The organism is Dietzia sp. WMMA184, from assembly GCF_002441635.1.
Classification (GTDB): domain Bacteria; phylum Actinomycetota; class Actinomycetes; order Mycobacteriales; family Mycobacteriaceae; genus Dietzia; species Dietzia kunjamensis.
Window position 1 is genome coordinate 160085 of the sequence record NZ_NXEI01000001.1, and the last position, 25685, is coordinate 185769.

Consider the following 25685-nt stretch of genomic DNA (forward strand, 5'->3'; position numbering starts at 1 on the left):
CTCATGACGACCACCCTGGTCGAGCGCCGACCGCAGCGTCACTCGCTGTGGCCGGCGCTCGGCGTCGTCGCGCTCGTGCTCTCGCTCGTCGCGAGCGTGTTCGTGGGCGCGGCCGACATCACCGTGTGGGACGCGCTCACCGGAGGGCTCACCGAGGCGCACCGTGTCTACCTCGTGGAGGCCCGTCTGCCCCGCACCGCCGCCGCCGCCCTCGCGGGGGCGTCCCTGGCGATCGCCGGTCTGCTCATGCAGTTGCTCACCCGCAACCGCTTCGTCGAACCGTCGACCGCGGGGACCGTCGAATCGGCGGGGCTGGGACTCGTGGTGGTGGCGATCATCGCGCCGGGCGCCCCGATCGTGGCCAAGATGCTCGTGGCCATGGTGTTCGCGCTCGCCGGGACCGCCCTGTTCCTCGCCTGCATCCGTCGCGTCCCCGTGTCGGACTCGTTCGTGGTGCCCCTCATCGGCATCATGCTCGGCTCCGTGATCGGGGCGGTCGCAGCCTTTCTGGCCCTGTCGCGTGACCTTCTCCAGATGCTCAACTCGTGGATGCTCGCCGACTTCTCGGCGGTCCTGGCCGGGCGGTACGAGCTGCTGTGGCTGGTGGCGGTCCTCGGTGTCCTCGCCTACATCGCCGCCGACCGCTTCACCGTGGCGGGCCTGGGTGAGGACGTCTCGACCGGTCTCGGGCTCGACCACAAGACCGTCGTCGCCGCCGGGATGGCGATCGTGGCGGCGGTCGCCGCCGTCGTCGTCGTCACCGTCGGTGCCCTCCCGCTCCTCGGGCTCGTCGTTCCCAACGTCGTCTCACGCCTGGTGGGAGACGACGCCCGCCGGGGCTTGCCTCTCGTGGCACTGCTCGGGGCGGTCACCGTCCTGATCTGCGACATGGTGGGCCGGTCGCTGCCCGGGCTGTTCGCCGGCGGCGCCCCCGGTGCCGGCGAGATCCCCGTCGGGACGATCGTCGGGATCCTCGGCGGCGCCGTGTTCCTGGCCATGATGCTGAGAGGGGTGCGCAATGCCTGAGACCGCCATCCTCGTCGCACCGCCGGAGAGCCTCACCCGGGGACGGACGAGAGCGGAGGCCGACCACCGGCGACGGTGGATCGTGACCCTCGTGTGTGCTGTCGCGGCCGTTGCGGCACTGGCCGCTCTCGTCCTCTCCGGGCTGCCGGACACCGTCGGTTCCAGGGCGTGGTCCTACTCCCTCGACCGACTGTCGCGTCACGCGGTGGCGATCGTCCTGGTCTCGGTCGCGGTCGGGGTCTCGACGGTGATCTTCCAGACCGTCACCGGCAACCGGATCCTCACGCCGGCGCTGATGGGTTTCGACTCGCTGTACCTGCTCATCCAGACCCTGCTCGTGTTCTTCATGATCCCGCGCGATGCCGCCGTCATCGGGGGCCTGACGAGCGGCGGTCTCTCCGGGTTCCTCGGTCAGACGGCGATCATGGTGGTCGCGTCGACCTCGCTCTACCTGTGGCTGCTCGGGGGTCGGAGAACCGATATCCACCTGCTGCTGCTGGTGGGTGTGGTGTTCGGCGTGTTCTTCCGCTCCGCCTCCTCGTTCTTCCAGCGCCTGCTGGACCCGGCGGCCTACCTGCAGGTCCAGGACGCCATGTTCGCGAGTTTCCGAGGGGTCCAACTCGACGTCCTGGTGGCGTGCGGGGTCATCGTCGTGGGTGGACTCGTCGCCGTGGCGATCCTCGGTCGTCGACTCGACGTGATGCTGCTGGGGCGCGATCCCGCCGTCGCGCTCGGTGTCAACCACCGTCGGGTCACCATCGTGGTCCTGGTGGTGGTCTCCTTCCTGGTGTCCGCCTCCACGGCCCTGATCGGGCCGGTGATGTTCTTCGGCCTCATCGTCGCCAACGCGGCGTACGCCCTGCTCGGCACCACCCTGCACCGGTTCACCCTGCCGGTGGCCTCGCTGCTGGGCGTGATCGCCCTGGCGGGGGGCGAGATGGTCCTCGGCGCCCTCGGTGTCGAGTCCGCCCTGAGCATCGTCATCGAGTTCGCCGGTGGCCTGCTGTTCCTGTTCCTGCTCCTGACCAACCGCGCACGCTGAAAGAGAGGCACATCATGTCCCTTCTCCCGTTCCGACGCCGCGACGACCGATCCGGTGAGAACCGGTGGTCGGCCGGTTGCGGCATCGAGGCGCGGTCGGTGTGTTCGTCCTACGGCGACACCCGGGTCCTGCACGACGTGACGGCGTGCTTCGCGCACGGTGGCGTGACGTCTCTCATCGGGCCCAACGGCGCAGGAAAGTCGACACTGCTGGGGGTCATGAGCCGACTCCAGGCTGCGGATTCCGGAACGGTGCTCGTCGACGGCGTCGACGTGTCGGTCAACGGTGGGCGTGAGCTGGCCCGCCGTCTCGCGGTGCTCCGCCAGGAGAACGCCGTCTCCATCCGGCTCACCGTGCGGGAGCTCGTCGGATTCGGCAGGTTCCCGCACAACGGTGGCCGGCCCGGACCGGACGACGCCGAGCACGTCGACTACGCCCTGGGGGCGATGGAACTCGAGGACCTCGCCGACCGGTATCTCGACGAGTTGTCCGGTGGCCAGCGCCAGCGGGCGCACATCGCGATGGTCTTGGCGCAGGACACGGACTATGTCCTGCTGGACGAGCCTCTGAACAACCTTGACCTCCGGCACGCCACCTCGATCATGCGGTTGCTGCGTCGCACCGCCGCGGAGCGGGGCAAGACCATCGTGCTCGTCATCCACGACATCAACATCGCCGCCGCGTACTCGGACCGGATCATCGCCATGAAGGACGGGCGGATCGTCTCCGACGGCACCCCGGCCGAGATCATGCGCACCGATGTCCTCAAGGATGTCTACGACATGGAGATGCAGGTCGCCGAGGTCGCCGGGCGGTACGTGGCCCTGTACTTCGACGGGGAGGACGAGTTGGAGGAGTGTGGCGCGGCGTTGTCCACCGCCTGAGCCCACCGCCTGATCCACCGCCTGATCCGCCGCGGCCTGATCCGGCCACACGGTGCCGGGCGACCGGTGGGATGACGCCGCAGTCCGGTTAGAGTGTCGTACTCGCATGGGGTGGGTAGTCCCACGCCTGACCGGAGAGGAGACCTCGCATGGCGCCGCTGTCGGTCGTCACCATAGTCCTCGCAGGTGGAGCCGGTTCCCGGCTCCGTGCGCTCACCCGGGACCGGGCCAAGCCGGCCGTTCCCTACGGGGCCGGGTACCAGCTGGTGGACTTCTCCCTGAGCAACGCCGCCAACTCGGGCCTGAGGGATGTCTGGGTGGTGCAGCAGTTCCATCCGGTGTCCCTGGGGTCCCATCTGCGGAGCGGCCGCCCGTGGGATCTCGACCGACTCGACGGCGGTCTGCTGGTGCTGCACCCGTCGCAGGGCACGGGCCGGGACGGTTTCCACTCGGGGACCGCGGACGCACTGTGGAAGCAGATCGAGCCCCTGCGCGAGGCGGCCCCGGACGTCACGGTCGTGGTCAGTGCGGACGCGGTGTACCGCCTCGACTACGACGAACTGGTCCGCGATCACCTGGACTCGTTCGCCGAGCTCACGATGGTCACCACTCGCGTGGCCCCCGAGGACGCCTCCCGCTACGGCGTGGTCCGGGTGGGCGAGGACGGGGCCGTCACCGAGTACCGCTACAAGCCGGACGATCCGGACGGCGACCTGATCTGCGCGGAGATCTTCGTCTTCAACACGACCGCCCTCATTAGCTACCTCGAGCGGGCCCACGAGGACGTCGTCACCGCCGGCGGCGCGGGGGACCTGGGCGACATCGGGGACAACATCCTGCCCGCCATGGTCGGGGCGGGGCACGCCCGGGAGTGGCGGCACGAGGGGTACTGGCGGGACGTGGGGACCGTCGAGTCCTACTGGGCCGGCCACATGGACCTCCTCGGCGAGTCCCCGGTCCACGAGCTGGATGTCCCGGGGTGGTCCCTGCGGACCGCGTCGGCCTTCAGCGGTCCCGCCCGGACCGGGGAGGCGGCGCAGGTCGTCGGGTCACTGCTCGGGCACGGCGCGGTGGTCCACGGGACGGTCGAGCATTCCGTCGTGGGGCCCGGGGCGGTCATCGAGGCGGGTGCGAGGGTCCGGGACAGTGTCATCCTGCCGGGTGCCGTGGTCCGGTCCGGTGCGCACGTGGAGACCGCGGTCGTCGATGCCGACGTGGAGGTCCCTGTCGACGCGAGGATCGGCGAACGGCAGCCCGGTGCGACCGAGTCGACGGTGCGCGTCGCGCTGTTGGGCAGCGCCCCGGACGGACCCCGTCCGGCCGGGTTCGTGCTCGCCGCCGGCACGCTGGACCCACCCGATGACGACGACGAGGACCGCAGCGTCTGATCTGGTAGCGCTGGCCCACCCGTCGGAACCGGTCGTGGGTCGGCCACCCGGGCCGGGTTCCGGGGCTAGGCTCGGCGCCATGCGATTCGGACTGTTCCTGCCCCAGGGTTGGCGCCTCGACCTGGTCGACGTGCCGGCCGCCCGTCACTGGCCGGTCATCTCCGACCTGGCCGCCCGCGCGGACGCCGGGCCGTGGGAGTCGGTGTGGGTGTACGACCACATGCACACCGCGCCCCTCACCTCGACCGAGGCGACGCACGAGGCATGGAGCCTGATGTCGGCGCTCGGTGCGACCACCTCCCGGGTCCGGCTGGGGCAGATGTGCACGTGCCTCGGATACCGCAACCCGGCATTGCTGGCGAAGATCGCCGCGACGGTCGACCACATCTCCGGCGGCCGGGTGGAGATGGGGATCGGCGCGGGCTGGTACGAGCACGAATGGCGAGCGTACGGCTACGGATTCCCTTCCGCGGGTGAGCGGTTGGCCATGCTCGACGAGGGTGTGCGCATCCTGTCCGAGGCGTGGTCCGACGGTGTGGTCTCACTCGACGGCGAGCACTACCGGGTCGACGGGGCGATCGTGCAGCCGACGCCTCTGCAGGAGAGCGGCATACCCCTGTGGATCGCGGGCGGGGGCGAGCGCAAGACCCTCCGCACCGCCGCGAGGTACGCGGATTACACCAATTTCGACGGCACCGCCGAGGGCTTCGACCATAAGTCGAAGGTGCTGTTCGGACACTGTCGGGACATCGGTCGTGACCCGGTGGAGATCACCCGGACCGCGAACTACAACGTGGCGATCGGGGAGACCGAGAAGGACGTCGCGGATCGGCTGGCGTACCTGAAGGACCGGATGGCGACGCACGTCGGTGAGGACGAGGCAGAGCTCCAGCTCGGCGCGTACCGCGGGCTCCCGGCGGTGGGGACGCCGGAGCAGATCGTCGAGAAGCTGACCGAGCTCGAGGCGCTGGGAATGGAGTACGGCATTTTCTACTTCCCCGAGATCGCCACCGACACCTCCGGACTCGAGTTGTTCGAGCGCGAGGTCATCCCGGCCCTGTCCTGAAACCGCCGGGGTGTGTCACCGCACCGCGACGTCCGGAACTACGAGAGCAGGGGTCAGTGACGAGGAACGTCGAGTACGAGGAGCGTCCGGCCGAGGCGGTCCTCGACCACATCACGCCGGGGATGCACGTCATCGTGCCAATCCAGAACGCCGCTCCGCCCGCCCTGCTGCGGGCGCTGGACGCCGGGGCCGCCGGACTGGACGACGTGACGGTCCACCACATGGACCCCTGGGAGTCGCTGCCGTTCATGGAGGGGGCCTACCCGGGCAGGCTCCGGCATGTCGACTACTTCCTGGGTCGCGGGTCGCGGGAGAACTTCCACCGGGGCCACTGCGACCTCATCCCCGTCGATTTCGCGCAGGTGCCGGCCACGCTGCGCGAGTTCTCTCCTCCCGGTCTGGCGATCGCCACGGTGTCGGAGATCGACGAGCACGGTTTCTTCTCGATGGGCACGAACGCCGACTACGTGGCCTCGTTCATCGGCCAGGTGCCGTTCTTCGTCGAGGTCAACTCCCACATGCCCCGCACCTTCGGGCGCAACCACATCCACATCTCCCAGGTGGTGGGCGTAACCCGTAACGACACCCCGATGATCACCATGGAGGCGCCGCCACCGGGGGAGACGGACAACGCGATCGCGGACGTCATCGCCGACCGTGTCCCCGACGGGGCCTGTCTCCAACTCGGGGTCGGCAGGCTACCCAACGCGTTCCTGTCCCGACTGACGGATCACCGTCATCTGGGGATCCACACCGAGGCGTTGTCCGACGGGGTGATGGACCTCGTCGAGGCAGGGGTGATCGACGGGTCGCGCAAGACGGGGCGGCCGTTCAAGCACGTCACCACCTTCGCACTCGGGTCGCAGCGACTCATGGACTGGCTCCACAACAACCCGTCGGTGGCGATGCTCCCCGTGGACATCGTCAACGACCCGAGGGTGATCGGCCAGGAGCACAATCTCTATTCGATCAACGCGACCAGCGAGGTGGACCTGTTCGGGCAGGCGGCCTCGGAGACCATCGGCGGCCGGTACTGGTCGGGTGCCGGGGGACAGGCGGATTTCGCCCGGGGCTGCACCTTCTCCCCGGGAGGCCACGGGTTCATCGTCACCCCGTCGCAGACCTCCGGGGGCGTCAGCAGGATCTCCCTGTCGCTCACGCCCGGCAGTCCGGTCACCACCCACAAGAACATCATCGAGAACGTCGTCACCGAGTTCGGTATCGCGGAGCTGAGGGGCAAATCGGTGGCCGGGCGGGCGGCGGCGCTGATCGCTGTGGCGCACCCGGATCACCGGGAGCGGCTCAGCCGGGAGGCGCGGGAGGCGGGACTGCTCCCGAGGGCTCACCACTAGCGGCCACCGCGCGCCGGGCCGGTGCCGCGTGTGCCGAGCCGGTTCCGCGACGGGGGCGACCGGTGGCACCCGTCTGGGGGCGGGGTTACGTTCCAGACGCAACCCGACCCTGAAAGGGAGGCAGCTGTGGACCCCATCATCTGGATCATCATCGGGGTGATCGCGCTGATCATCGTGATCGCGCTCATCGCGATGGCCGTCAAGAGCAGCAACCGGAAGAAGCTCACCGAGGCCGCGGAACTGCGGCGTAGCGCACGAGAACGCGAGCAGCAGCTCGAGCAGCAGGACGCGGTCGTCCGCGAGCAGGAGCACCGGGCGGGAGCAGCCGAACAGGAGGCCCGTGCGAAGGCCGCCGAGGCCGACAAGCTCCGGGTGGAGGCCGAGCGGCAGCGCGGCACCGTCGACGAGCAAAAGCACGATGTCCGGCGGATGGAACAGACCGCCGAGAAGCTCGATCCCAAGGGCCGTGCTGATGACCTCGACCGCGGTCGCGACCACGGCGGCGACCGGGGTCTCACCCACGATCGCGACCATGGCGGCGACCGAGGTCTCACCCACGATCGCGAGCACGGCGACGACCTGAGCCATGATCGCGACCGCGGTCACGATCACGGAGGGATGGCCACCGGGACCGGTATGGGCTCGTCCGCCACTTCCGGGTCCGGTAACGACTCCGGTGACCGGGGCCGCCACGGAGCGGGTGCCGCGGCCGCGGGAGCATCCGGAGTCGGCGCGGGTGACGCCGGCGGGCGCCACGCCCGGACCGACGATGTCCCCGGTGGTTCTGATCCGCAGGCGAGGTCGGGGCACCGGACCGGGACGCCCGGCGACACCGTCGATCCGGACCGTCATCCTGACGACAAGCCGGGCATCGTGGACAAGATGCTGGGCCGGACCCGCGGGGATGAACCCCGCCACTGACCGGAGGAGGCCTCGCGCCTCGCAGCGGCCGCATCGATGAGGGGCCCGTGGGAGGAAGTTCTCCCTCGGGCCCTTAGTGTTGACCCCGTCGGCGGTGCGTCAGGCCGAGACGGCCACGGATCGACCGTTGAGCCCGCGAGCGCCGAACAACGGGCCGTACAGGATTCCGGCGATCAGGGCACCGACGACCGGTGCCACCCAGAACAGCCACAGCTGGCCCGGTGCGCCGCCCCCGTTGAAGAACGCCACGGCCGTCGACCGTGCCGGGTTCACCGATGTGTTGGTGATCGGGATGGAGATGAGGTGGATGAGCGTCAGTGTGAGGCCGATGGCCGCGGGCGCGAAGCCGGCGGGGGCCCGGTGATCGGTGGCGCCGAGGATGACCCACACGAAGAGTGCCGTGAGGACGATCTCGATGAGTAGCGCCGAGAGCAGGCCGTAGCCGTCGGGCGAGTTGGCCCCGTAGCCGTTGGCGGCTATGCTGCCGGTGGCCTCGAATCCGTCTTTTCCGCTTGCCACGACGAGGATCAGCGCGCCCGCGACCAGACCCCCGACGACCTGACTGAGGATGTAGACGGGAGATTTGGACCAGGGGAGGCGTCCGGCGACCGCGGCGCCGATGGTCACCGCGGGGTTGAAGTGACCGCCCGAGATGTGCCCGAACGCGTAGGCGCCGGTGAGGACCGTGAGCCCGAACGCGATCGCAACCCCGAGGTATCCCACGCCGACGGGGACGTCGCCGGTATCGGCGGTGGCGATCTGGACGGCCGCGAACACGGCGGTGCCGCAACCGCCGAGGACGAGCCAGAAGGTGCCGATCAGCTCGGCGGCGATGACCGCGGTGGTGGCCGGGGCGGTAGACGGGGTTGCCGGGGACGAATCAGACATGAGGTGACCTCCGGTCCTGGCCTCCGTGCGAACGGAGGAGCGGGAACTCCGGGCGTGGGTCCCTGCGCGCTACGCTAGCGCGCTCTATCGGCCCCAGAGAGGTTTCCGCCAGCCGGTGTGTGGCAGGGCCGTAAGGGCGGCCCGAGGGGATCAGGGTGCCAAGAGTTGAGGAAGCGCCTGCCCTGCGGTGGCCCGGACGTGAACCGACACCTCGGAGCCGAGTCCCGAGGGGCCCGGGTTCACCTCGACCACCGGGATCCGGGCGTCGGCGGCGAGTCCGGGTAGTGACGCCGCGGGGTGGACCAGGCCGGAGGTGCCGACGACGAGCACCGCCGCGGCCGAGGTGACCGCGTCGACTGCCGCGTCCCAGGGCCGGCCCGGAAGCATCTCGCCGAACCACACGACGCCCGGTCGGGCGCGCCCGCCACACCGGTCGCAGCTCGGCGGGGTGAGGCGGTCGACGGGCTCGGCAGGAGGAGGGCCGACCTCCATCGGCGCGTCGCAGGTGTCGCAGCGGTGGGCGAACAGACTCCCGTGGACGTGGTGCACCCGGCTCGATCCGGCGCGCTCATGGAGGTCGTCGACGTTCTGCGTGACCACCACGACGTCACGGTGGGCCTGGGCGCGGGCCACCGCGACGTGCCCGGCGTTCGGCTCCGCGCCGGAGACCAGGCGCTCGCGCCAGCGGTACCAGGCCCAGACGGTGTCCCGGTCGCGTGCCCAGGCCTCCGGCGTGGCCAGTGCGGACGGGTCGTACCGCTCCCACAGGCCGGTCTGGGCGTCGCGGAAGGTGGGCACACCACTCTCGGCGCTCATCCCGGCGCCACTGAGAACGACCAGAGGCCCGTCGCCGGCGAGGGCGAGACGGGCCTCGGTCAGGTCCTGGTCGGCGTCGGGGTGGGGCCCGCTACCGTCGCCGGTCACCGGACGAACGCGGTCCCCACGGTGGGGAAGGCGACGCAGTTGGCGGTCCCGCCCTCCTCCAGGTTCGTGGTGACGCCACCCTGCAGGAGCATGAGGACCTGGCCCGGGCCCGTGTCGGCGACACCGTTGACGGTGGCGGGGCCACCCTCGTTGAGGCCGTTGTACCCGAGGACGGTGGTACCGCGACGGCCGTTGTTGACGTTGATCCAGTCGACGGTCATGGGCTGGGCCTGCTGGGCCGCGACACCCTCGGTGCCCAGGGCGGTGAAGATGAAGCCGAGATGGCCGGGGGCGATGCCGGGCAGCGGCAGATCGGCCGGGCCGGGCACGGCGGTCGCGGCACCGACGGCGGTCTGCTCACCGCCGATGCACTGCTGCATGATCGTGGGGTAGGCGAACTGCGCGATGACCGGGCCGTTCTCGGGAATCGGGGTGCCGGGTTCGCCGGTGCCGCGGAAGAACCCGACGGCGCGGGCGATGGTGCCCCGGGTCTCCTCGGGGATCCACTGCTGCTCGGCGAGGTTCTCGATCGCCTGGAGCACGGGCTCGGTCGGGCGTCCCAGTTCGTCGAGCGACTGCGCGCTGGCGGTGGCGGGTGCGGCGAGACCGACCGCGACGGCGGCGACGGCCCCGAGACCGATGGTCCGGAACGAGGTCCTGAGCGAGTGGCGGATCACTGGCGAGTCCATTCTTCGGATGGGGCGGGCGGACCGGCGGACGGGCCGACCGGTCGACCGCTAGATATTCTCATAAGTGTCCCGAGTCACGGGCACCGGGAGTCGGGCAGACGCGCGTTCTGGTGCTGATGTTACAGAAGTTATACGTGATGTAAATAACACACAGGGCGTCCGCACTGTCGGGGTGGTCTCAGGATGGGGGAATCGTCCGGATCAGCGGGTAAAGTGGATCCGCACGCGCGCTCGACCGGACGCGCCTGTGGATCGCGGCTGACTAGCGCCGTCGATTCCCACCACCAGCCCGGCGGCCCACGAGCCGCCCCGGGCGCCCGTAAGCCTCCGAGGGAGAACCCAGCGTATGGCCTTGACCGAGTTCCGCAACGTCGCAATCGTTGCCCACGTCGACCACGGGAAGACGACACTCGTCGACGCGATGCTGCGCCAGTCCGGCGCGTTCGACGAACGCGCGGAGCTCGTGGACCGGGTCATGGACTCGGGCGACCTCGAGCGTGAGAAGGGCATCACGATCCTCGCCAAGAACACCTCCGTGCGACGACACGGCGCGGGTGCGGGTGGCGCCGACCTCGTCTTCAACATCATCGACACCCCGGGCCACGCGGACTTCGGCGGCGAGGTCGAGCGTGGCCTGAACATGGTGGACGGCGTCGTCCTGCTCATCGACTCCTCCGAGGGGCCGCTGCCGCAGACCCGCTTCGTGTTGCGCAAGGCGCTCGCCGCCTCCCTGCCGGTCATCATCGTCGTCAACAAGACCGACCGGCCGGACGCCCGGATCGACGAGGTCGTCGAGGAGGCCCAGGACCTGCTCCTCGATCTCGCGGCCGATCTGGAGGACCCCGCCGCCCAGGCCGCCGCCGAGCACGCGCTCGAGCTGCCCGTGGTCTTCGCCTCCGGCCGCGCCGGCAAGGCGTCCACCACCCAGCCGGCCAACGGCCAGGAGCCGGAGGGGGAGAACCTCGACGAGCTGTTCGCGCTCCTCTACGACGTGATCCCCGCCCCCCGCGGGGACGCCGGCGCCCCGCTTCAGGCCCACGTCACCAACCTGGACGCCTCCAACTTCCTCGGCCGTATCGGTCTGGTGCGCATCCACAACGGCCGGCTGCGCAAGGGGCAGCAGGTCGCGTGGATCCACAACCTGCCGGGCGGCGAGCAGGAGACCAAGTCCGTCAAGATCTCGGAGCTGCTCAAGACCGACGGTGTCGAGCGGGTGCCCACCGAGGAGGCCGTCGCCGGCGACATCGTCGCGGTCGCCGGTATCAGCGACATCATGATCGGTGACACGCTGGCGGATCCGGAGAACCCGGTCGCCCTCCCGGCCATCACGGTCGACGAGCCCGCCATCTCCATGACCATCGGCGTCAACACCTCGCCCCTGGCCGGCCGGAACGGCGGCAAGAAGCTCACCGCGCGCATGGTCAAGGCGCGCCTCGACCAGGAACTCGTGGGCAACGTCTCACTCAAGGTGCTCGACACCGAGCGGCCCGACGACTGGGAGGTGCAGGGTCGTGGCGAGATGGCGCTGTCCATCCTCGTCGAGACCATGCGCCGCGAGGGGTTCGAGCTCACCGTCGGCAAGCCGCAGGTGGTCACCAAGACGATCGACGGCAAGCTCCACGAGCCGTTCGAGCACATGACCATCGACGTCCCCGAGGAGCACCTCGGCGCGGTCACCCAGCTCATGGCCGCCCGCAAGGGCCGCATGGAGCAGATGAGCAATCACGGCTCCGGCTGGGTGCGCATGGAGTTCACCGTCCCCGCGCGCGGCCTCATCGGTTTCCGGACCACCTTCATGACCGATACCCGGGGTGCGGGGATCGCCAACTCGTACTCCGCCGGGTACGAGCCGTGGGCCGGGGAGATCCGGGCCCGGCACACCGGTTCGCTGGTCGCGGACCGTGCGGGCAAGGCGACCACGTTCGCGCTGCTCGGGTTGGCCGACCGCGGTGACTTCTTCATCGAGCCCGGCTCCGAGGTCTACGAGGGTGTCGTCGTGGGGGAGAACCCGCGCTCGGAGGACATGGACGTCAACATCACCAAGGAGAAGAAGCTCACGAACATGCGTGCGGCCTCCTCCGACGCCACCGAGACGCTGTCCAAGCACAAGAACCTCTCCCTCGAGGAGGCCATGGAGTTCTGTGCCGTCGACGAGTGTGTCGAGGTGGCCCCCGAGGTGGTCCGTGTGCGCAAGGTCCTGCTCACCGCCAACGAGCGGGCCAAGGCCCGCAGCCGGTCCAAGTCGCGCGACCAGCAGACGGTCGGCTAGACCGGAAACAGATGACGACGAGGGGGGCGTCGGTGCGCCGGCGGGGTGCCGCCGCGGTGTGCGCCGCGCTGGCCCTCGTCGTCGTCACCGGGTGCGTCGCCGACCCGCCCCCACCGGCGGTGGTGGGCGAGGAGCGCACCGACGGCGCGTCGGTCACCCTCACGGAGGACGGTCTCCTGCTCGCGCTGAACCGGGTGGACCCGGGGTTCAACCCGCACCTCCTGGCCGACCAGGGCGTGGACACCGACCTCGTGGCCTCGCTGCTGCTGCCCAGCGCGTTCGTCCCGGGCCCCGGTGGCGAACAGACGCTCAACCGGGATCTCCTGGTCTCCGCCGCGCGGGTCCCCGGGGCCCCCTCGACCATCCGGTACACGATCGATCAGCAGGCTCAATGGTCTGACGGTGTCCCCGTCGCGGCGGAGGACTTCGAGTACCTCTGGCGGCAGATGACCACCCAGCCCGGCGTGGTCGATCCGGCCGGGTACGAGAGGATCGTGGAGGTCCGTTCCGGTGCGGGCGGCAAGGTCGTCGACGTGGAGTTCGACGTCGTGCCGGAGCACTGGCGGGGCCTGTTCACCCACCTCCTCCCCGCGCACATCCTCAAGGGTGCGCCCGACGGGTTCCAGGGCTCGATGCAGTTCCTGCCCGTGACGAGCGCGGGTCCGTTCATGATCCGCACGGCCGACATCGGCCGGGGGCAGATCGAATTCGTGCGCAACGACCGGTACTGGGCCCGCGCGCCCGAGGTCGACCAGATCGTCGTGCGACGCGCCACCGGAGCCGGCCAGCTCGGCGAGGCGCTGAGGGGCGGTCCCGGGGTGATGGCGATCGTCTCGGCGAACCCGGTGGCGGCAGACGTGGCCGCCACGGTCCCGGGAGTGACCACCGCGCCCCTGGAGAGCGCGGCCCAGCTCGAACTCGGGCTGAACACGGTCGCGCCGGCGGTGGCCGATCCGGCGGTCCGTCGCGCGGTGGCGGCGGCGATCGACCCCGAGGTGGTGGGGCGCATCGTCACGCGGGAGGCCGATCCGTCCGTGTCATCCTTCCCGTTCCCGGCGGGATCGGCCGACACCGTCACCGCTGACGCGGACGCCGTCGAGCGCGCGCTGGGCGACGCCGGCTTCACCCGCACGGGCACGCGGTGGCGACGTGACGGGGCCCCGCTCGCCGTGACCCTGGGGGTCGAGGGTGCGGACGAGCGGGCCGTGACCGCTGCCTACACCGTCGCCGACCAACTGCGCGCTGCGGGGATCGGCGCCCGGGTGTGGGAGCTGGACGCGACCGCCCTGTACGCGGACGCCCTCCCGCACGGGCTCGTCGACGGGGTCGTGGGCTGGCAGCGGACCGACGGACGGCCCGAGGTCGCCGCGGTGTCGCGCTTCGCCTGCGCGACCCCCCCGGCCGCCACCGGGACGACGACCGCGGCCCCGTCCCGCACGCCGACGACCGTGTCGAGCCTCATCCCGCCCGACCCGGACACGGGGGAGACCCCCGATCGACGGACGAGTGCCACCTCCACCGTCACCACGACGCCCACCACCCCCTCGCGCACACTCGGCCGCGGCGCGGCCGCGCGGGCCGGTGACGTCACCGGAGTCTGCGACCCCGAGCTCAACCGGGCGCTCGGCGTGGCGGAGCCGGGGGGTCGTCCGGTCAGGGCGCCCCGCCCGCCCCGGGTGCCGTGGTCGATCTCGCCGCCGCGGGCGACAGGGTCGCCGAACTGGCCCTGCGGGTGCCGCTCGTGCGGCCGGCCCTGCTGCTGGCGGCCGACGGGGTCGACGTGAGCGGGACGGAGCCTGCCCGCGACGACCCGGACCAGAGGCCGGCCACCGACGTGTTCGACACCGCACCCGCCTGGAGGAGGACCGGATGACACCGACCACCGCGACCCCGCCCGCCGACGGCGTGCGCGCCCTGTTCGTCCACGCCCATCCCGACGACGAGGCGATCACCACCGGCGGCACGATCGCCGCGCTGGTCGCCGCCGGTGCCGACGTCCGGGTCGTCACCTGCACGCTCGGGGAGGAGGGCGAGGTACTCGGCGAGGAGTTCGCCGGCCTCGTCGCGGACCGCGCCGACCAACTCGGCGGATACCGGATCGGCGAGCTGGCGGGCGCCCTGCGCGCCCTCGGGGTCGACCGAACCCGCTTCCTCGGCGGCGCCGGCCGGTGGCGCGACTCCGGGATGGCGGGGACCGCCTCGGCCGACCACCCGCGTGCGTTCGTGCGGTCGGGCAGGGAGGCGGTGGACGAGGTGGTGGCCGTCCTCGACGACTTCAGGCCCCATCTCGTGGTGACCTACGACCCGCGGGGCGGCTACGGCCACCCCGACCACATCCGGGCCCACGAGGTGGTGCACGCCGCCATCGAGGACGCCGCCCACCGGCCGGAGCGCGTGGCCTGGACGGTCACCGCGCGGTCGGAGACCACCCGGACCCACCCTGCGCCGCCCGCGCACCTGCGGCACCCGGAGTCCGGCGAACTGCCGTCCGTCCCGGACTCGAGGCTGACCCAGCGCGTCCCGCTGGACGACGCCGACTACGCCGCCAAACTGGCCGCCCTGACCGGACACGCCACCCAGCTCGAGCTGGTGCCCGGCCCCGAGGGGGAGCCCTGGTTCCTCGCCCTGACCAACGGGGTCCTGCAGTCCGTCCCCCAGGTGGAGTGGTACATCGCCCGTGACCGCGCCGAGGACGACGGCCCGTACGTCAAGTGCCCGGCCGGGTCCGCGCATCTGCTCGACGGGCTGGGCGGGGAGCGACCGTGACGGCCGCGGCCCCGCGCGGGCGGGCGACCTCCGTGGTCGAGTTGGCGACCGCGCTGGTGTTCCTCGCGATCGGGTCGGTCGCCGGCTGCGTCCTCGCCTCGGCGTGGCTGACGATGTACGTCGGGCTCGTGCCGGTCCCGATCAGCGTCCTCGCCGCCGGGGCGTGGTCGCTGTTCCTGGTGCGGGTCGGGTCGATGTGGTCGCAGCGGAAGATCGTGGCGGCGTTCCCCGCCCTCGTCTGGATCCTCACGTTGGTCGCGATCAACCTGGGCCCCGGGGGAGACATGCCCGTGCCGATCGGACTGCGCGGGCTCGCGCTCCTGGTGTTCGGGGGTCTTGTCCCGCTGTGGGTGGCCACCCTGTGGCCGTCACCCGCGTCGGACGCCCATCGACGGTGAGACACGGCCCCCGGGCTCTCCGGTGTGGTGCCACACGTCGGTGATCCCCGGCGTCAGCGCCTCGGCGAGCGCCCACGCCTCGTCGGCGTCGATGTCGACCACCGAGTAGACGCCGTTCCCGGCCGGTGTGGCCGCGGAGACCGTCGCGACGCGCGCCGTGCGCTGGAACACCGACTGGGTGACGGTCCAGCCGATGATCCCGTCCGCCTCGAGAACGGACCGCTTGGCGGTCCACGACCCGTTCGAGGTCACCAACATCTCCGGCAGCAGCGCGTGTCCGAGCATGCGGATACGGTCCACCGACAGCACCACGAAGAACACCAGGGCGGCGGGGATGCCCCAATGCACCCAGATGTCCGCCGACGGGCCCGAGTCGACCCGCACCAGCACGATGATCCCGGCGACGATCCAGAATGGGAGCAGGCCCCGGGTGATCCGCCGACGGGAGGCCTTCCACGGGTGCCGCCGCAGCGGGACGGTCACCGGCGTCTCGTCTCCGAGGATGCGGATCGCCACCCGACGCACGTCCGCGATCGGCGCCTGCGGCAGCAGGGTCGACGCGGTGGCGCCCTTCTTGGTGCCGGTCATGATGGGTTCCAGCCGGCCGCCGCCGAGCATCCGCAGGTAGACCGGCAGCCGCATCTCCACGCCGCGCAACCGGGCCTTGTCGAGGGCGATGTGCTTGCGCCGCAGGATGCCGTTCTGGACGTAGAGCAGCTGGCCCCGGTCGGTCAGCGCGTACTTGCCGTACCGGATGGCGTAGGTGATGATCGCCAGCACCCCGGCGACCAGCCAGATCGCGACCCCCTTGCCGACGAACGCCCAGGGTTGCCCCAGTGAATCCAGCCAGTCGATGGTCCCCTCGACCACCGCCAGGTCCATGATGCGGTCGTGCATGTCGCCCATCTGCCAGGTGATGAGCCACAGGGAGAACAGCACGCCGAACCCGATGAAGGAGAACGGCGCGAACCGCGACCAGGTGACCTTCCACCGGGCGATGTCCTCCCCGTATTTCGACCCCCACTGTTCCTCGTCCTCCACGTCGAGCGAGGGGTCCATGGCGCGTCGGTGTTTGAGGAGCTCGTCCCGCAGCGGGTCCACGAGTGTGGTGTCGATGGCGTCGAGGCGGAACCGCTCGGCGTCCGACTTCCCGGAGTCGGCCCGCCCGGTCCCCACCTCCACGATCGAGACCTTGAGGACCCGGTGGAACAGGTCGGACTCGGTGTCGACGCTCCGGATGCGCTGACGGGCGACAGTGACCACCTGTCGACTGAAGAAGCCCTTCTTCAGGATGATGTGGGTGCGGCCGACCTGATAGCTGGTCGACAGCCACCGCAGGACACCGCTGAGGATCACCAGCGAGACCACGATAATCTCGAACCAGTAGTTGCTCCGGTTGGAGCCCAACCACAGGGAGATGAGGAACAACGGGAGCAGACGGGTCAGCATGCCCAGCGGGTACACGAGCAGCATGCGCCAGGACAGGCGCTCCCAGGGAGCCTCCGGGTCGATCTTCTCCCCGATCGCGGGTTCGTCGGCCGAGAGGACCTCTTCCGCCGGTTCGGCTTCCGGAGCCGGGGCGGTGCCAGCGGAGGTGACGCCCTCGTCGTCGTCGTCGTACCGGCCGTCGTCCGACCCCGCCGTCACCCCGGCCGCCGTCTCGGGCCCGGTCACGTCCCGTCCTCCGAGTCCAGGTTGGCGATCGCGATGAGGTGCTGGGCCAGCGCCTCGGCGTCGGCCAGGTTGAGCCCGCGGATCTCCACCGTGCCCTGGGCGGACGCGGTGGAGGCGTTGACGGTCGCCAGGCCGAACCACCGCTCGAACAGCGTGCGCGTCGTGTACACGGTCTGCAAACGGGCCAGCGGCGCGATGCGGAATTGGGTGGTCCACCACCCCTTGCGTGAGCACACCGCCGTGTCCGAGACGTCCCACCGGGCCACGATGTAACGCCACCACGGCGCCACGACGATGCCCATGAACGCGAACGGCACCGTCACCGCCAGCGCCACCCAGTTCCAGAACGCCATGACGTTGTCGCCCCAGAAGTACCAGCCGACCTGCAGGCCCGCGAGGACCGCCCAGGACCAGATCCCCTCGATCACGAAGAGCAGCGGCGTGCGCTTCTCGATCCGGTGCCGCGGCGCGGTGACCAGCACCCGGTTGTTCGTCAGCAGTGCATCGCCGGTGTCCGGCAGTTCGCCGCCGGCGTCCCGCTCGTCGAGCGTCGGGCGCGGCGCGCGGAGTGCGTGTGCACCCCCGTCGGCTGCGGCCGGGCTGGACACCAGGGGGTCCCCGTTCGTGCGGAGGGGGACTGCGTGATCGGGCATGACGGTAAGACTAGTGGGCGGGAGCACGTGTCAGGCCCCTGACCACCCGTGGAGCACCGGCCGCTCGCCACGCACCCGAGGTGGGGCATCATCACGGGCATGGATCACGCACCGAACCCCGCCGATCCCCGGCCCGCGGCGTCGGCCATGCGGCGCGCCCTGCGCCGGGCCTCCGACGGGCTCACCCTGGACGTCACCGAGGCTGCCGTGCTGCTCGCCGCGCGGGGCGAGGACCTGGCGCGGCTGACCTCCCTCGCCGCCGGCCGCCGGGACGCCCGCCTCGTCGACGAGGGGCGCCCCGGGGTGGTGACCTACTCCCGCAAGGTGTTCGTCCCGCTGACCCGCCTGTGCCGGGACCGCTGCCATTACTGCACGTTCGTCACCGTCCCCGGCAAGCTCCGGGCGGCGGGCGAGGGCATGTTCCTCGACCCCGACGAGGTCATCGACCTGTGCCGCCGCGGCGCGGAGGCCGGGTGCAAGGAGGCCCTGTTCACGCTCGGCGACCGTCCGGAGGACCGGTGGCCCCAGGCCCGGGAATGGCTCGAGTCCCGCGGCTTCTCCTCGACGCTGGACTACGTGCGCGCGATGGCGATCCGGGTGCTCGAGGAGACCGGGCTGCTGCCGCACCTCAACCCGGGTGTGATGAGCTGGTCCGAACTGTCCACCCTCAAGCCGGTCGCCCCGTCGATGGGCATGATGCTCGAGACCACCGCGACCCGGTTGTTCACCACCCCGGGCGAGTGCCACCACGGCAGCCCGGACAAGGACCCGGCCGTCCGCCTGCGCACCCTCACCGACGCGGGCCGCCTCGCCGTGCCGTTCACCACCGGGATCCTCGTGGGGATCGGCGAGAACCGCACCGAGCGCGCCGAGAGCCTGCTCGCGCTGGCCGGGCTCGCCCGCGAGTTCGGTCACCTGCAGGAGGTGATCGTCCAGAACTTCCGCGCCAAGCCGGACACCGCGATGCGCGCCGCGGACGACGCGGACACCGACGAGTTCCTCGCCGCGATCGCCGTCGCCCGACTGGTGCTCGACCCGCGCGTGGCGGTGCAGGCCCCGCCCAACCTCGTCGACCGCGACGACGTACTGGCCCTGATCGACGCCGGTGTGGACGATCTGGGCGGCATCTCTCCGCTCACCCCGGACCACGTCAACCCCGAGCGGCCGTGGCCGCACCTCGACGAGCTCACCGCCGACCTCGCCGCGCGCGGGTGGACGCTCACCGAACGACTCACCGCGCATCCCCGCTACGTCGGTGCGGGAGACGCGTGGATCGACCCGCGGGTGGCGGGCCACGTCCGTGCGCTGGCGGACCCGTCGAGCGGGCTCGCCGTGGTGGGGGACGACGACGAGGTGGTGCAGCCGCAGGGACGGCCCTGGCAGGAGCCCGACGACGACTGGGACTCGAGCGGACGGACCGATCTGCACACGGCGATCGACTCCGAGGGCCGCAATACGGACACCCGGTCGGACATCGGCGAGGCCTTCGGCAACTGGGACGTCATCCGGGCCCGCGCGGCGGAGCTCGGGGCCGCGGCGCTGGTCCCCGAGCGGGCCGACGCCGAGGTCGTGGCCGCGCTGCGCGCCGCCGAGGCGGACCCCGCCGGCCTCACCGATGAGCATTACCTCGCGCTGGCGACAGCCACCGGGGACGGCCTGGCCGCCCTCGCGGGGCTCGCCGACCGGATCCGCGCGGACGTGGTGGGGGACACCGTCACCTACGTGGTCAACCGGAACATCAACTTCTCCAACATCTGTTACACCGGCTGCCGTTTCTGCGCATTCGCCCAGCGCAAGGGTGATGCCGACGCGTTCTCGTTGTCCGCCGCCGAGGTCGCCGACCGGGCGTACGAGGCGTACGTCTCCGGCGCATCCGAGGTGTGCATGCAGGGCGGCATCGACCCGGACCTGCCGGTGTCCGGGTACGCCGACCTGGTCCGCGCGGTCAAGGAGCGGGTGCCGTCCATGCACGTGCACGCGTTCAGCCCCATGGAGATCTCCAACGGCGCCTCTCGGTCGGGCGTGGGGGTCCGGGAGTGGCTCACCGAGCTCCGTGCGGCGGGGCTGGACACCATCCCCGGTACCGCGGCGGAGATCCTCGACGACGAGGTGCGCTGGGTGCTCACCAAGGGCAAACTCCCCGCCTCCGAGTGGATCGACATCGTCACCACCGCCCACGAGGTGGGGCTGCGGTCGAGTTCGACGATGATGTACGGCCACGTGGACACCCCGCGCCACTGGGTGGCCCACCTGCGGACCCTCCGCGGGATCCAGGAACGCACGGGCGGCTTCACCGAGTTCGTCCCGCTGCCCTTCGTGCACCGCAGCGCGCCGCTGTACCTCGCCGGCGCCTCACGGCCCGGTCCGACCCGGGAGGAGAACGTCGCGGTCCACGCCCTGGCCCGCATCATGCTGCACGGGGCGATCGACCACGTGCAGACGAGCTGGGTCAAGCTCGGGGTAGCGGGGACGCGGACCATGCTGCGATCCGGCGCCGACGACCTGGGCGGGACCCTGATGGAGGAGACCATCTCGCGGATGGCCGGCGCAGAGAACGGCTCGGCCAAGACCCCGGAGGAGATCGAGGAGATCGCCACCGGGATCGGACGCCCGGTCCGCCGTCGTGACACCGTCTACGGACCCGCCCACCGACCCGTCGGGGTGACCGTCGTCACATAGGTCGATCGGCTCGCGGGGCGGCTTCCGTATCCGCGTGGCCTGTGACATACGATTCAGGTCATACCGCTACGAGGAAGGTGGCTGACGTGACCTACACGATCGCAGAGCCGTGCGTCGACGTGATGGACAAGTCCTGCGTCGAGGAGTGTCCTGTCGACTGCATCTACGAGGGTGGACGGATGTTGTACATCCACCCCGACGAGTGCGTCGACTGCGGGGCGTGTGAGCCGGTCTGCCCCGTGGAGGCCATCTTCTACGAGGACGACGTCCCGGACGAGTGGACCGAGTACAACGCCGCGAACGCGGACTTCTTCGTCGAGCTCGGATCGCCGGGCGGCGCGGCCAAGGTCGGCAAGGTCGACTACGACCACCCGATGGTCAAGGCGCTCCCGCCCATGAACCAGGAGTGACCCCGGTGGTGTCGCGCCCGGAGCGTCGACCGCCCGGGCGCGCGCTCCCGGTGTTCCCCTGGGACACCCTCTCGGACGCCCGCTCGCGCGCCTCCGCCCACCCGGACGGTCTGGTCGACCTCACCGTCGGTACGCCCGTGGATCCGGTCGCCCCGGTGATCCGCGAGGCGCTCGCCGCAGGCTCGGACCGGCCCGGGTACCCCACGACCGTCGGCACCCCCGCTCTGCGGCGGGCCGCGGTCGACGCGCTGGAGCGCCGGTACGGCATCACGGGGCTCACTCCCGACGCCGTGCTACCGGCGATCGGCACAAAAGAACTCATCGCGGGCCTGCCCGCCCAGCTCGGACTGGGGCCGGGCCACTCGGTCGTCGTGCCCGAGGTCGCCTACCCGACCTATGAGGTCGGCGCACTGCTGGCGGGGGCCACGGTGGTTCGCGCCGACTCGCTCATGCAGCTCGGCCCGTCCTCGCCCACGTTGCTGTACCTCAACTCGCCGTCGAACCCCAGTGGCAAGGTGCTCGGCGTGGACCACCTGCGCAAGGTGGTCGGCTGGGCCCGCGACCGCGGCGTGATCGTGGCCTCCGACGAGTGTTACCTCGGACTGGTGTGGGAGGGCGAGGCGCCCTCGATCCTCGATCCACGTGTCTGCGACGGCGACCACACCGGTCTCCTCGCACTGCACTCGCTGTCCAAGACCTCGAACCTCGCGTCCTACCGCGCCGGGTTCGTCGCCGGTGATCCCGGCCTGGTCGCCGAGCTGCTCGAGGTGCGCAAGCACGCCGGGATGATGATGCCGCTGCCCGTCCAGTCGGCCATGACGGCCGCCCTGGGCGATGACGCCCACGAGGCCGAGCAGCGTGAGCGGTATCGGGCCCGCAGGGAACGCCTGCTGCCCGCGGTCGAGGCGGCCGGATTCCGGATCGATCACTCAGAGGCCGGCCTGTACCTGTGGGCCAGCCGCGACGAGCCCTGCCGCGACACCGTGGACTGGTTCGCCGAGCGCGGCGTGCTGGTCGCGCCGGGCGAGTTCTACGGACCCGCCGGGGCGCGACACGTCCGCATCGCGCTCACCGCCACCGACGCCACGGTGGACGAGGCCGTGCGCCGACTGGGCTGAGCAGGCCGCCCGCGTCGCCCGGCCGCCCGCGTCGCCCACCGCCCGGCCGCCCGCATCGCCCCATCGAGAAGGACGTTCCGCGCACCGCCTCTCGGGCGATGTGTGCGGAACGTCCTTGTCGACGGAGGGTGACGCCGCCGATGAGCGTCGGCGTCAGTCGTTGGCGTGCAGATCCGCGTTGAGCTCGACGCCCTCGCGCTTCCACGGCACCGCCTCGACGGAACCGGTCAGTGAGTTGCGCCGGAAGAGCAGGTTGTCCATGCCCGAGAGCTGGCCGGCCTTCACGGGCTCCCGCTCGGCCCAGGCGCCCGCCCGGACATCCACCTTCGTGCCGGCGGTGACGTACAGCCCGGCCTCGACCACGCAGTCGTCGCCCAGCGAGATACCGACACCCGAGTTGGCCCCGAGCAGGCAGCGTTCACCGATCGAGATGGTCTCCTTGCCGCCGCCGGAGAGCGTGCCCATGATGGAGGCCCCGCCGCCGACATCGGAATCGGCGCCGACCACGACGCCCGCGGAGATGCGACCCTCGACCATCGACGCGCCCAGCGTGCCGGCGTTGAAGTTGACGAACCCCTCGTGCATGACCGTGGTGCCCTCGGCCAGGTGGGCGCCCAGGCGGACGCGGTCGGCGTCGGCGATGCGAACGCCCGACGGGACCACGTAGTCCACCATGCGCGGGAACTTGTCCACGCCGTACACCGTGACCGGGCCGCGGGCCCGCAGCTTGGCGCGCACCAGCTCGAAGCCCGGGACCGCGCACGGTCCGAAGTTGGTCCACACGACGTTGCTGAGCTTGCCGAACAAGCCGTCCATGTTCGCGAAATGCGGCTTGATGAGGCGGTGGCTGATGAGGTGGAGCCGGAGGTAGGCGTCGTAGGCGTCGGCCGGGGGCTGGGTCAGGTCCTCGATCTCCACCCGCACGGCCACCGTCTCGACCCCCCGGTCGGCGTCGGCGCCGGTCAGCGGCGACAGTTCGGCGGGTACCTCGTCTCCGGACAGCACCCGGTGACCGCCGGCGGACGCGGCGCCCAGCTCCGGCTCGGGGTACCACACGTCGAGAACGGTGTGGTCGGACGTCAGGGTGGCGATTCCGGTAGCCACGGCTCCATGTGCACTCATGGCCCCGATGCTAGCGGTCTGCCCCGACGGGCACGGGTCACGGGCAACTAGTGTCGTGCGTGTGAAGTAGTTTTACAGTTGGGTTTGTGAAATCATGGGGCATGGCGAATCGACCTGCCCCGGCATTGATGTTGCGTCCCGGCGATCGCGAGAAGCTTGAGAGAATGACGCGCTCGCAGTCGATGTCGGCAGGCATGGTGCAGCGAGCTCGCATCGTGCTGCTGGCTTCGGAGGGCCGGCGTAATGCGGAGATCGCCGAGTTGGCCGGGGCGTCGCGGCCGAAGGTGAACCTCTGGCGGTCCAGGTACGAGGACAAGGGCATCGGGGGCCTGGCTGATGAGAAGCGTTCTGGTCGGCCGCGCACGATCGATCACGCGGAGATCGTGACGGCGACCTTGATGCCGCCGCCGAAGTCTCTGGGCGTGACCCACTGGTCGTCGCGGCTGCTGGCGTCCCGGTTGAAGGTCTCGGCCTCGACGGTGGTCACGGCGTGGCGTGCCTACGGGATCAAGCCGTGGCGCTCGGAGTCGTTCCGGTTCTCCACCGATCCTGAGCTGGTCGGCAAAGTCACCGACATCTGCGGCCTGTACCTGGCGCCGCCGGAGAACGCGATCGTGTTGTGCGTGGATGAGAAGTCCCAGATCCAGGCACTGGATCGTACTCAGCCGATCTTGCCGATGCAGCCCGGCCTGATCGAGCGGCGCAGCCACGACTACGTCCGGCACGGCACCAGCACCCTGTTCGCGGCGCTGGACATCGCCACCGGTCAGGTCACCGCCGCACTCAAACCGCGTCACCGGAACCAGGAGTTCCTGGCGTTTTTGAAGCAGATCGAGCGGGCGTACCGTCATGTCGTCGATGCCGACGGTCAGCCAGTTGAGCTGCACCTGGTGATGGACAACTACGCCGCCCACAAGCACGCAAACGTCAAGGCCTGGCTGGCCGAAAATCCCCGGTTCAAGGTCCACTTCACACCCACCCACGCGTCGTGGATGAACCTGGTCGAGGTGTGGTTCGGCATCGTCGAACGCCAGGCCATCCGCCGTGGGATCTTTACATCCGTCAAGGACCTCAACGCGAAGATCCGCGCCTTCATCGACGGCTGGAACCACCGATCCCACCCCTTCGTCTGGACGAAAACCGCCGACGAAGTCCTCAAGAAAGCCAACCGTAAGAAGACTTCAAATGCGGACCACTAGGGTGGGGGCCGTGACCGCCGCCCTCGATCTGACCGCCGACCCGGTCGACCTCACCCGCGCCCTCGTCGACATCCCCAGTCCCTCACGGGAGGAGGATGCGATCGCCGCCGCGGTCCACGACGCTCTCGTCGCGACCGTCGCCGGGTTCACCGGGCCCGCCGCCGACCGGACGGAGGTGGTCCGCGACGGCAACCGGGTCCTCGCCCGTACCTCCCGGGGCCTCCCGACCCGGGTCGTGCTCGCCGGACACCTCGACACGGTCCCCCTGGCCGACAACGTCCCGTGCCGGGTCACCGGCGAAGGGACGGACACGGTCCTGCACGGGTGCGGGACAGTGGACATGAAGTCCGGGGACGCGGTGTTCCTGCACCTCTTCGCCGCGCTGGCGGACTCCGACGAGCTGGCGCACGATCTCACCCTGGTGCTCTACGACTGCGAGGAGATCGAAGCCACGGCCAACGGTCTGGGGGTCCTCGAGCGCACGCACCGCGACTGGTTGACGGGCGATGTGGCGATCCTCGGTGAGCCGACCGGCGGGCTCGTCGAGGCCGGCTGCCAGGGGACCCTGCGGATCCGGGTCCACGCCCGCGGCGTGCGGGCCCATTCGGCGCGGAGCTGGCTGGGCGACAACGCCGTGCATCAGCTCGCGCCGGTGCTGGGGGCACTCGCGGCCTACGAGGCCCGGTCGGTGGACATCGACGGGTGCGTCTACCGCGAGGGGCTGCAGGCCGTGCGCATGTCGGCGGGGGTCGCCGGCAACACGGTCCCGGACGAGGCCTGGCTCGACGTGAACTTCCGATCGGCCCCGGACCGGGACACCGATGCCGCCCTCGCGCACGCCCTCGACGCCCTGGGGCTGACCGGTCTCCGACGGGTGGCGGAAGGGGAGACCCCGCCCGCCGAGCCCGGTCTGTACTGGGAACTCACCGACCTCTCGCCGGGCGCGTTGCCCGGTCTGGGGGCCCCGGCCGCGGCGGAACTCGTCCGTGCGGCCGGCGGGCGGGTCCGTGCGAAGTACGGGTGGACCGACGTGTCCCGTTTCGCGGCCCTGGGGATCCCGGCGGTCAACCTCGGCCCCGGCGACCCCGGCATGGCCCACAAGCGTGAGGAGTACTGTCCGGCGGCACAGATCACCGAGGTCGGCAGGGTGCTGCGCACCTACCTCACCGGCTAGGGCGCGGGAGCCCCGGGATCGCCCATGTCCCGGGTACCGCCAC

The 25685-nt window shown here is 70.9% G+C and carries 22 protein-coding genes; 16 read left to right on the plus strand and 6 right to left on the minus strand.

Translation table 11 applies throughout. From position 1 onward, the window contains the following. Positions 1-3: 3 nt before the first annotated feature. The 7 genes from CK206_RS00750 (at position 4) to CK206_RS00780 (ending at position 7679) form a co-directional block, all read left to right on the plus strand. Entirely contained in the window at positions 4-1026 is a 1023-nt protein-coding gene (locus CK206_RS00750) for an ABC transporter permease (protein ID WP_067718483.1), read from the plus strand. Then, positions 1019-2068 carry an iron chelate uptake ABC transporter family permease subunit gene (locus CK206_RS00755; protein WP_096905218.1) on the plus strand — a complete coding sequence of 350 codons (1050 nt, stop codon included), beginning with the start codon at positions 1019-1021 and terminating at the stop codon, positions 2066-2068. The genes CK206_RS00750 and CK206_RS00755 overlap by 8 nt, the downstream gene beginning before the upstream one ends. 14 nt (positions 2069-2082) lie before the next feature. Next, on the plus strand, positions 2083-2952 hold the full coding sequence (locus CK206_RS00760; RefSeq protein WP_096905219.1) for an ABC transporter ATP-binding protein: 870 nt from the start codon (positions 2083-2085) through the stop codon (positions 2950-2952). 149 nt (positions 2953-3101) lie between these two features. Continuing rightward, positions 3102-4340 carry a glucose-1-phosphate adenylyltransferase family protein gene (locus CK206_RS00765; protein WP_096905220.1) on the plus strand — a complete coding sequence of 413 codons (1239 nt, stop codon included), beginning with the start codon at positions 3102-3104 and terminating at the stop codon, positions 4338-4340. Positions 4341-4419: 79 nt separating this feature from the next. Further along, complete coding sequence (locus CK206_RS00770) at positions 4420-5406, plus strand: TIGR03560 family F420-dependent LLM class oxidoreductase (RefSeq protein WP_096905221.1); 987 nt, start codon at positions 4420-4422, stop codon at positions 5404-5406. Positions 5407-5528: 122 nt separating this feature from the next. Next, positions 5529-6758 carry an acetyl-CoA hydrolase/transferase family protein gene (locus CK206_RS00775; RefSeq protein WP_083249746.1) on the plus strand — a complete coding sequence of 410 codons (1230 nt, stop codon included), beginning with the start codon at positions 5529-5531 and terminating at the stop codon, positions 6756-6758. Between the two features lie 126 nt (positions 6759-6884). Next, entirely contained in the window at positions 6885-7679 is a 795-nt protein-coding gene (locus CK206_RS00780) for a hypothetical protein (protein WP_069389729.1), read from the plus strand. A 99-nt stretch (positions 7680-7778) separates the two neighbouring features. On the opposite strand, the gene aqpZ is transcribed toward CK206_RS00780, so the two are convergent. From aqpZ to CK206_RS00795, 3 genes are all read right to left on the minus strand, one after another. Further along, positions 7779-8567, minus strand: coding sequence for an aquaporin Z (gene aqpZ / locus CK206_RS00785; RefSeq protein WP_069389730.1), 789 nt, complete (start codon positions 8565-8567; stop codon positions 7779-7781). A 150-nt stretch (positions 8568-8717) separates the two neighbouring features. After that, a complete protein-coding gene (locus CK206_RS00790; RefSeq protein ID WP_069389731.1) occupies positions 8718-9491 on the minus strand; it encodes an NAD-dependent deacylase in 774 nt (257 codons plus the stop codon). Next, positions 9488-10168: a hypothetical protein gene (locus CK206_RS00795; protein ID WP_082924021.1), complete on the minus strand. Its 681-nt coding sequence runs from the start codon at positions 10166-10168 to the stop codon at positions 9488-9490. The genes CK206_RS00790 and CK206_RS00795 overlap by 4 nt, the downstream gene beginning before the upstream one ends. Before the next feature lie 358 nt (positions 10169-10526). Between CK206_RS00795 and typA the strand changes: the two genes are divergently transcribed. The 4 genes from typA (at position 10527) to CK206_RS00815 (ending at position 15613) form a co-directional block, all read left to right on the plus strand. Beyond that, positions 10527-12449, plus strand: coding sequence for a translational GTPase TypA (gene typA, locus CK206_RS00800; protein WP_096905222.1), 1923 nt, complete (start codon positions 10527-10529; stop codon positions 12447-12449). Between the two features lie 11 nt (positions 12450-12460). After that, positions 12461-14233 carry an ABC transporter family substrate-binding protein gene (locus tag CK206_RS00805; protein WP_254050433.1) on the plus strand — a complete coding sequence of 591 codons (1773 nt, stop codon included), beginning with the start codon at positions 12461-12463 and terminating at the stop codon, positions 14231-14233. 85 nt (positions 14234-14318) lie between these two features. After that, entirely contained in the window at positions 14319-15215 is an 897-nt protein-coding gene (gene mshB / locus CK206_RS00810) for an N-acetyl-1-D-myo-inositol-2-amino-2-deoxy-alpha-D-glucopyranoside deacetylase (protein WP_096905223.1), read from the plus strand. Beyond that, positions 15212-15613: a hypothetical protein gene (locus tag CK206_RS00815; RefSeq protein ID WP_096905224.1), complete on the plus strand. Its 402-nt coding sequence runs from the start codon at positions 15212-15214 to the stop codon at positions 15611-15613. Before mshB ends, CK206_RS00815 begins: the two co-directional genes overlap by 4 nt. On the opposite strand, the gene CK206_RS00820 is transcribed toward CK206_RS00815, so the two are convergent. Next, a complete protein-coding gene (locus tag CK206_RS00820; protein ID WP_096905225.1) occupies positions 15584-17287 on the minus strand; it encodes a PH domain-containing protein in 1704 nt (567 codons plus the stop codon). The two genes, CK206_RS00815 and CK206_RS00820, sit on opposite strands and share 30 nt — an antisense overlap. Further along, positions 17284-17940: a PH domain-containing protein gene (locus CK206_RS00825; protein ID WP_096905226.1), complete on the minus strand. Its 657-nt coding sequence runs from the start codon at positions 17938-17940 to the stop codon at positions 17284-17286. Before CK206_RS00825 ends, CK206_RS00820 begins: the two co-directional genes overlap by 4 nt. Before the next feature lie 99 nt (positions 17941-18039). Between CK206_RS00825 and CK206_RS00830 the strand changes: the two genes are divergently transcribed. From CK206_RS00830 to dapC, 3 genes are all read left to right on the plus strand, one after another. Then, entirely contained in the window at positions 18040-20619 is a 2580-nt protein-coding gene (locus CK206_RS00830) for a bifunctional FO biosynthesis protein CofGH (RefSeq protein WP_096907200.1), read from the plus strand. Between the two features lie 86 nt (positions 20620-20705). Continuing rightward, complete coding sequence (gene fdxA, locus CK206_RS00835; protein ID WP_067718452.1) at positions 20706-21029, plus strand: ferredoxin; 324 nt, start codon at positions 20706-20708, stop codon at positions 21027-21029. A gap of 5 nt (positions 21030-21034) precedes the next feature. Then, a complete protein-coding gene (gene dapC / locus CK206_RS00840) occupies positions 21035-22147 on the plus strand; it encodes a succinyldiaminopimelate transaminase (RefSeq protein WP_173674745.1) in 1113 nt (370 codons plus the stop codon). 153 nt (positions 22148-22300) lie between these two features. Here the strand turns inward: dapC and dapD are convergent, their stop codons facing one another. Next, the gene (dapD, locus tag CK206_RS00845; RefSeq protein ID WP_067718447.1) at positions 22301-23269 is read right to left on the minus strand and encodes a 2,3,4,5-tetrahydropyridine-2,6-dicarboxylate N-succinyltransferase; all 969 of its coding nucleotides are present in this window, start codon (positions 23267-23269) and stop codon (positions 22301-22303) included. Positions 23270-23370: 101 nt separating this feature from the next. Here dapD and CK206_RS00850 point away from each other — a divergent pair, with 101 nt between their 5' ends. Next, positions 23371-24468, plus strand: coding sequence for an IS630 family transposase (locus tag CK206_RS00850; RefSeq protein ID WP_081470573.1), 1098 nt, complete (start codon positions 23371-23373; stop codon positions 24466-24468). Further along, on the plus strand, positions 24455-25642 hold the full coding sequence (gene dapE / locus CK206_RS00855; protein WP_096905228.1) for a succinyl-diaminopimelate desuccinylase: 1188 nt from the start codon (positions 24455-24457) through the stop codon (positions 25640-25642). The genes CK206_RS00850 and dapE overlap by 14 nt, the downstream gene beginning before the upstream one ends. Positions 25643-25685: the final 43 nt, after the last annotated feature.

Excerpts from the sequence above, each read along its gene's own strand:
- CK206_RS00750 (WP_067718483.1), top strand. The coding sequence starts at position 4 with ATGACGACCACCCTGGTCGAGCGCCGACCGCAGCGTCACTCGCTGTGG.
- CK206_RS00755 (WP_096905218.1), top strand. The coding sequence starts at position 1,019 with ATGCCTGAGACCGCCATCCTCGTCGCACCGCCGGAGAGCCTCACCCGG.
- CK206_RS00760 (WP_096905219.1), top strand. The coding sequence starts at position 2,083 with ATGTCCCTTCTCCCGTTCCGACGCCGCGACGACCGATCCGGTGAGAAC.
- CK206_RS00765 (WP_096905220.1), top strand. The coding sequence starts at position 3,102 with ATGGCGCCGCTGTCGGTCGTCACCATAGTCCTCGCAGGTGGAGCCGGT.
- CK206_RS00770 (WP_096905221.1), top strand. The coding sequence starts at position 4,420 with ATGCGATTCGGACTGTTCCTGCCCCAGGGTTGGCGCCTCGACCTGGTC.
- CK206_RS00775 (WP_083249746.1), top strand. The coding sequence starts at position 5,529 with ATGCACGTCATCGTGCCAATCCAGAACGCCGCTCCGCCCGCCCTGCTG.
- aqpZ (WP_069389730.1), bottom strand. The coding sequence starts at position 8,567 with ATGTCTGATTCGTCCCCGGCAACCCCGTCTACCGCCCCGGCCACCACC.
- typA (WP_096905222.1), top strand. The coding sequence starts at position 10,527 with ATGGCCTTGACCGAGTTCCGCAACGTCGCAATCGTTGCCCACGTCGAC.
- CK206_RS00805 (WP_254050433.1), top strand. The coding sequence starts at position 12,461 with ATGACGACGAGGGGGGCGTCGGTGCGCCGGCGGGGTGCCGCCGCGGTG.
- mshB (WP_096905223.1), top strand. The coding sequence starts at position 14,319 with ATGACACCGACCACCGCGACCCCGCCCGCCGACGGCGTGCGCGCCCTG.
- CK206_RS00825 (WP_096905226.1), bottom strand. The coding sequence starts at position 17,940 with ATGCCCGATCACGCAGTCCCCCTCCGCACGAACGGGGACCCCCTGGTG.
- CK206_RS00830 (WP_096907200.1), top strand. The coding sequence starts at position 18,040 with ATGGATCACGCACCGAACCCCGCCGATCCCCGGCCCGCGGCGTCGGCC.
- dapD (WP_067718447.1), bottom strand. The coding sequence starts at position 23,269 with ATGAGTGCACATGGAGCCGTGGCTACCGGAATCGCCACCCTGACGTCC.
- CK206_RS00850 (WP_081470573.1), top strand. The coding sequence starts at position 23,371 with ATGGCGAATCGACCTGCCCCGGCATTGATGTTGCGTCCCGGCGATCGC.
- dapE (WP_096905228.1), top strand. The coding sequence starts at position 24,455 with ATGCGGACCACTAGGGTGGGGGCCGTGACCGCCGCCCTCGATCTGACC.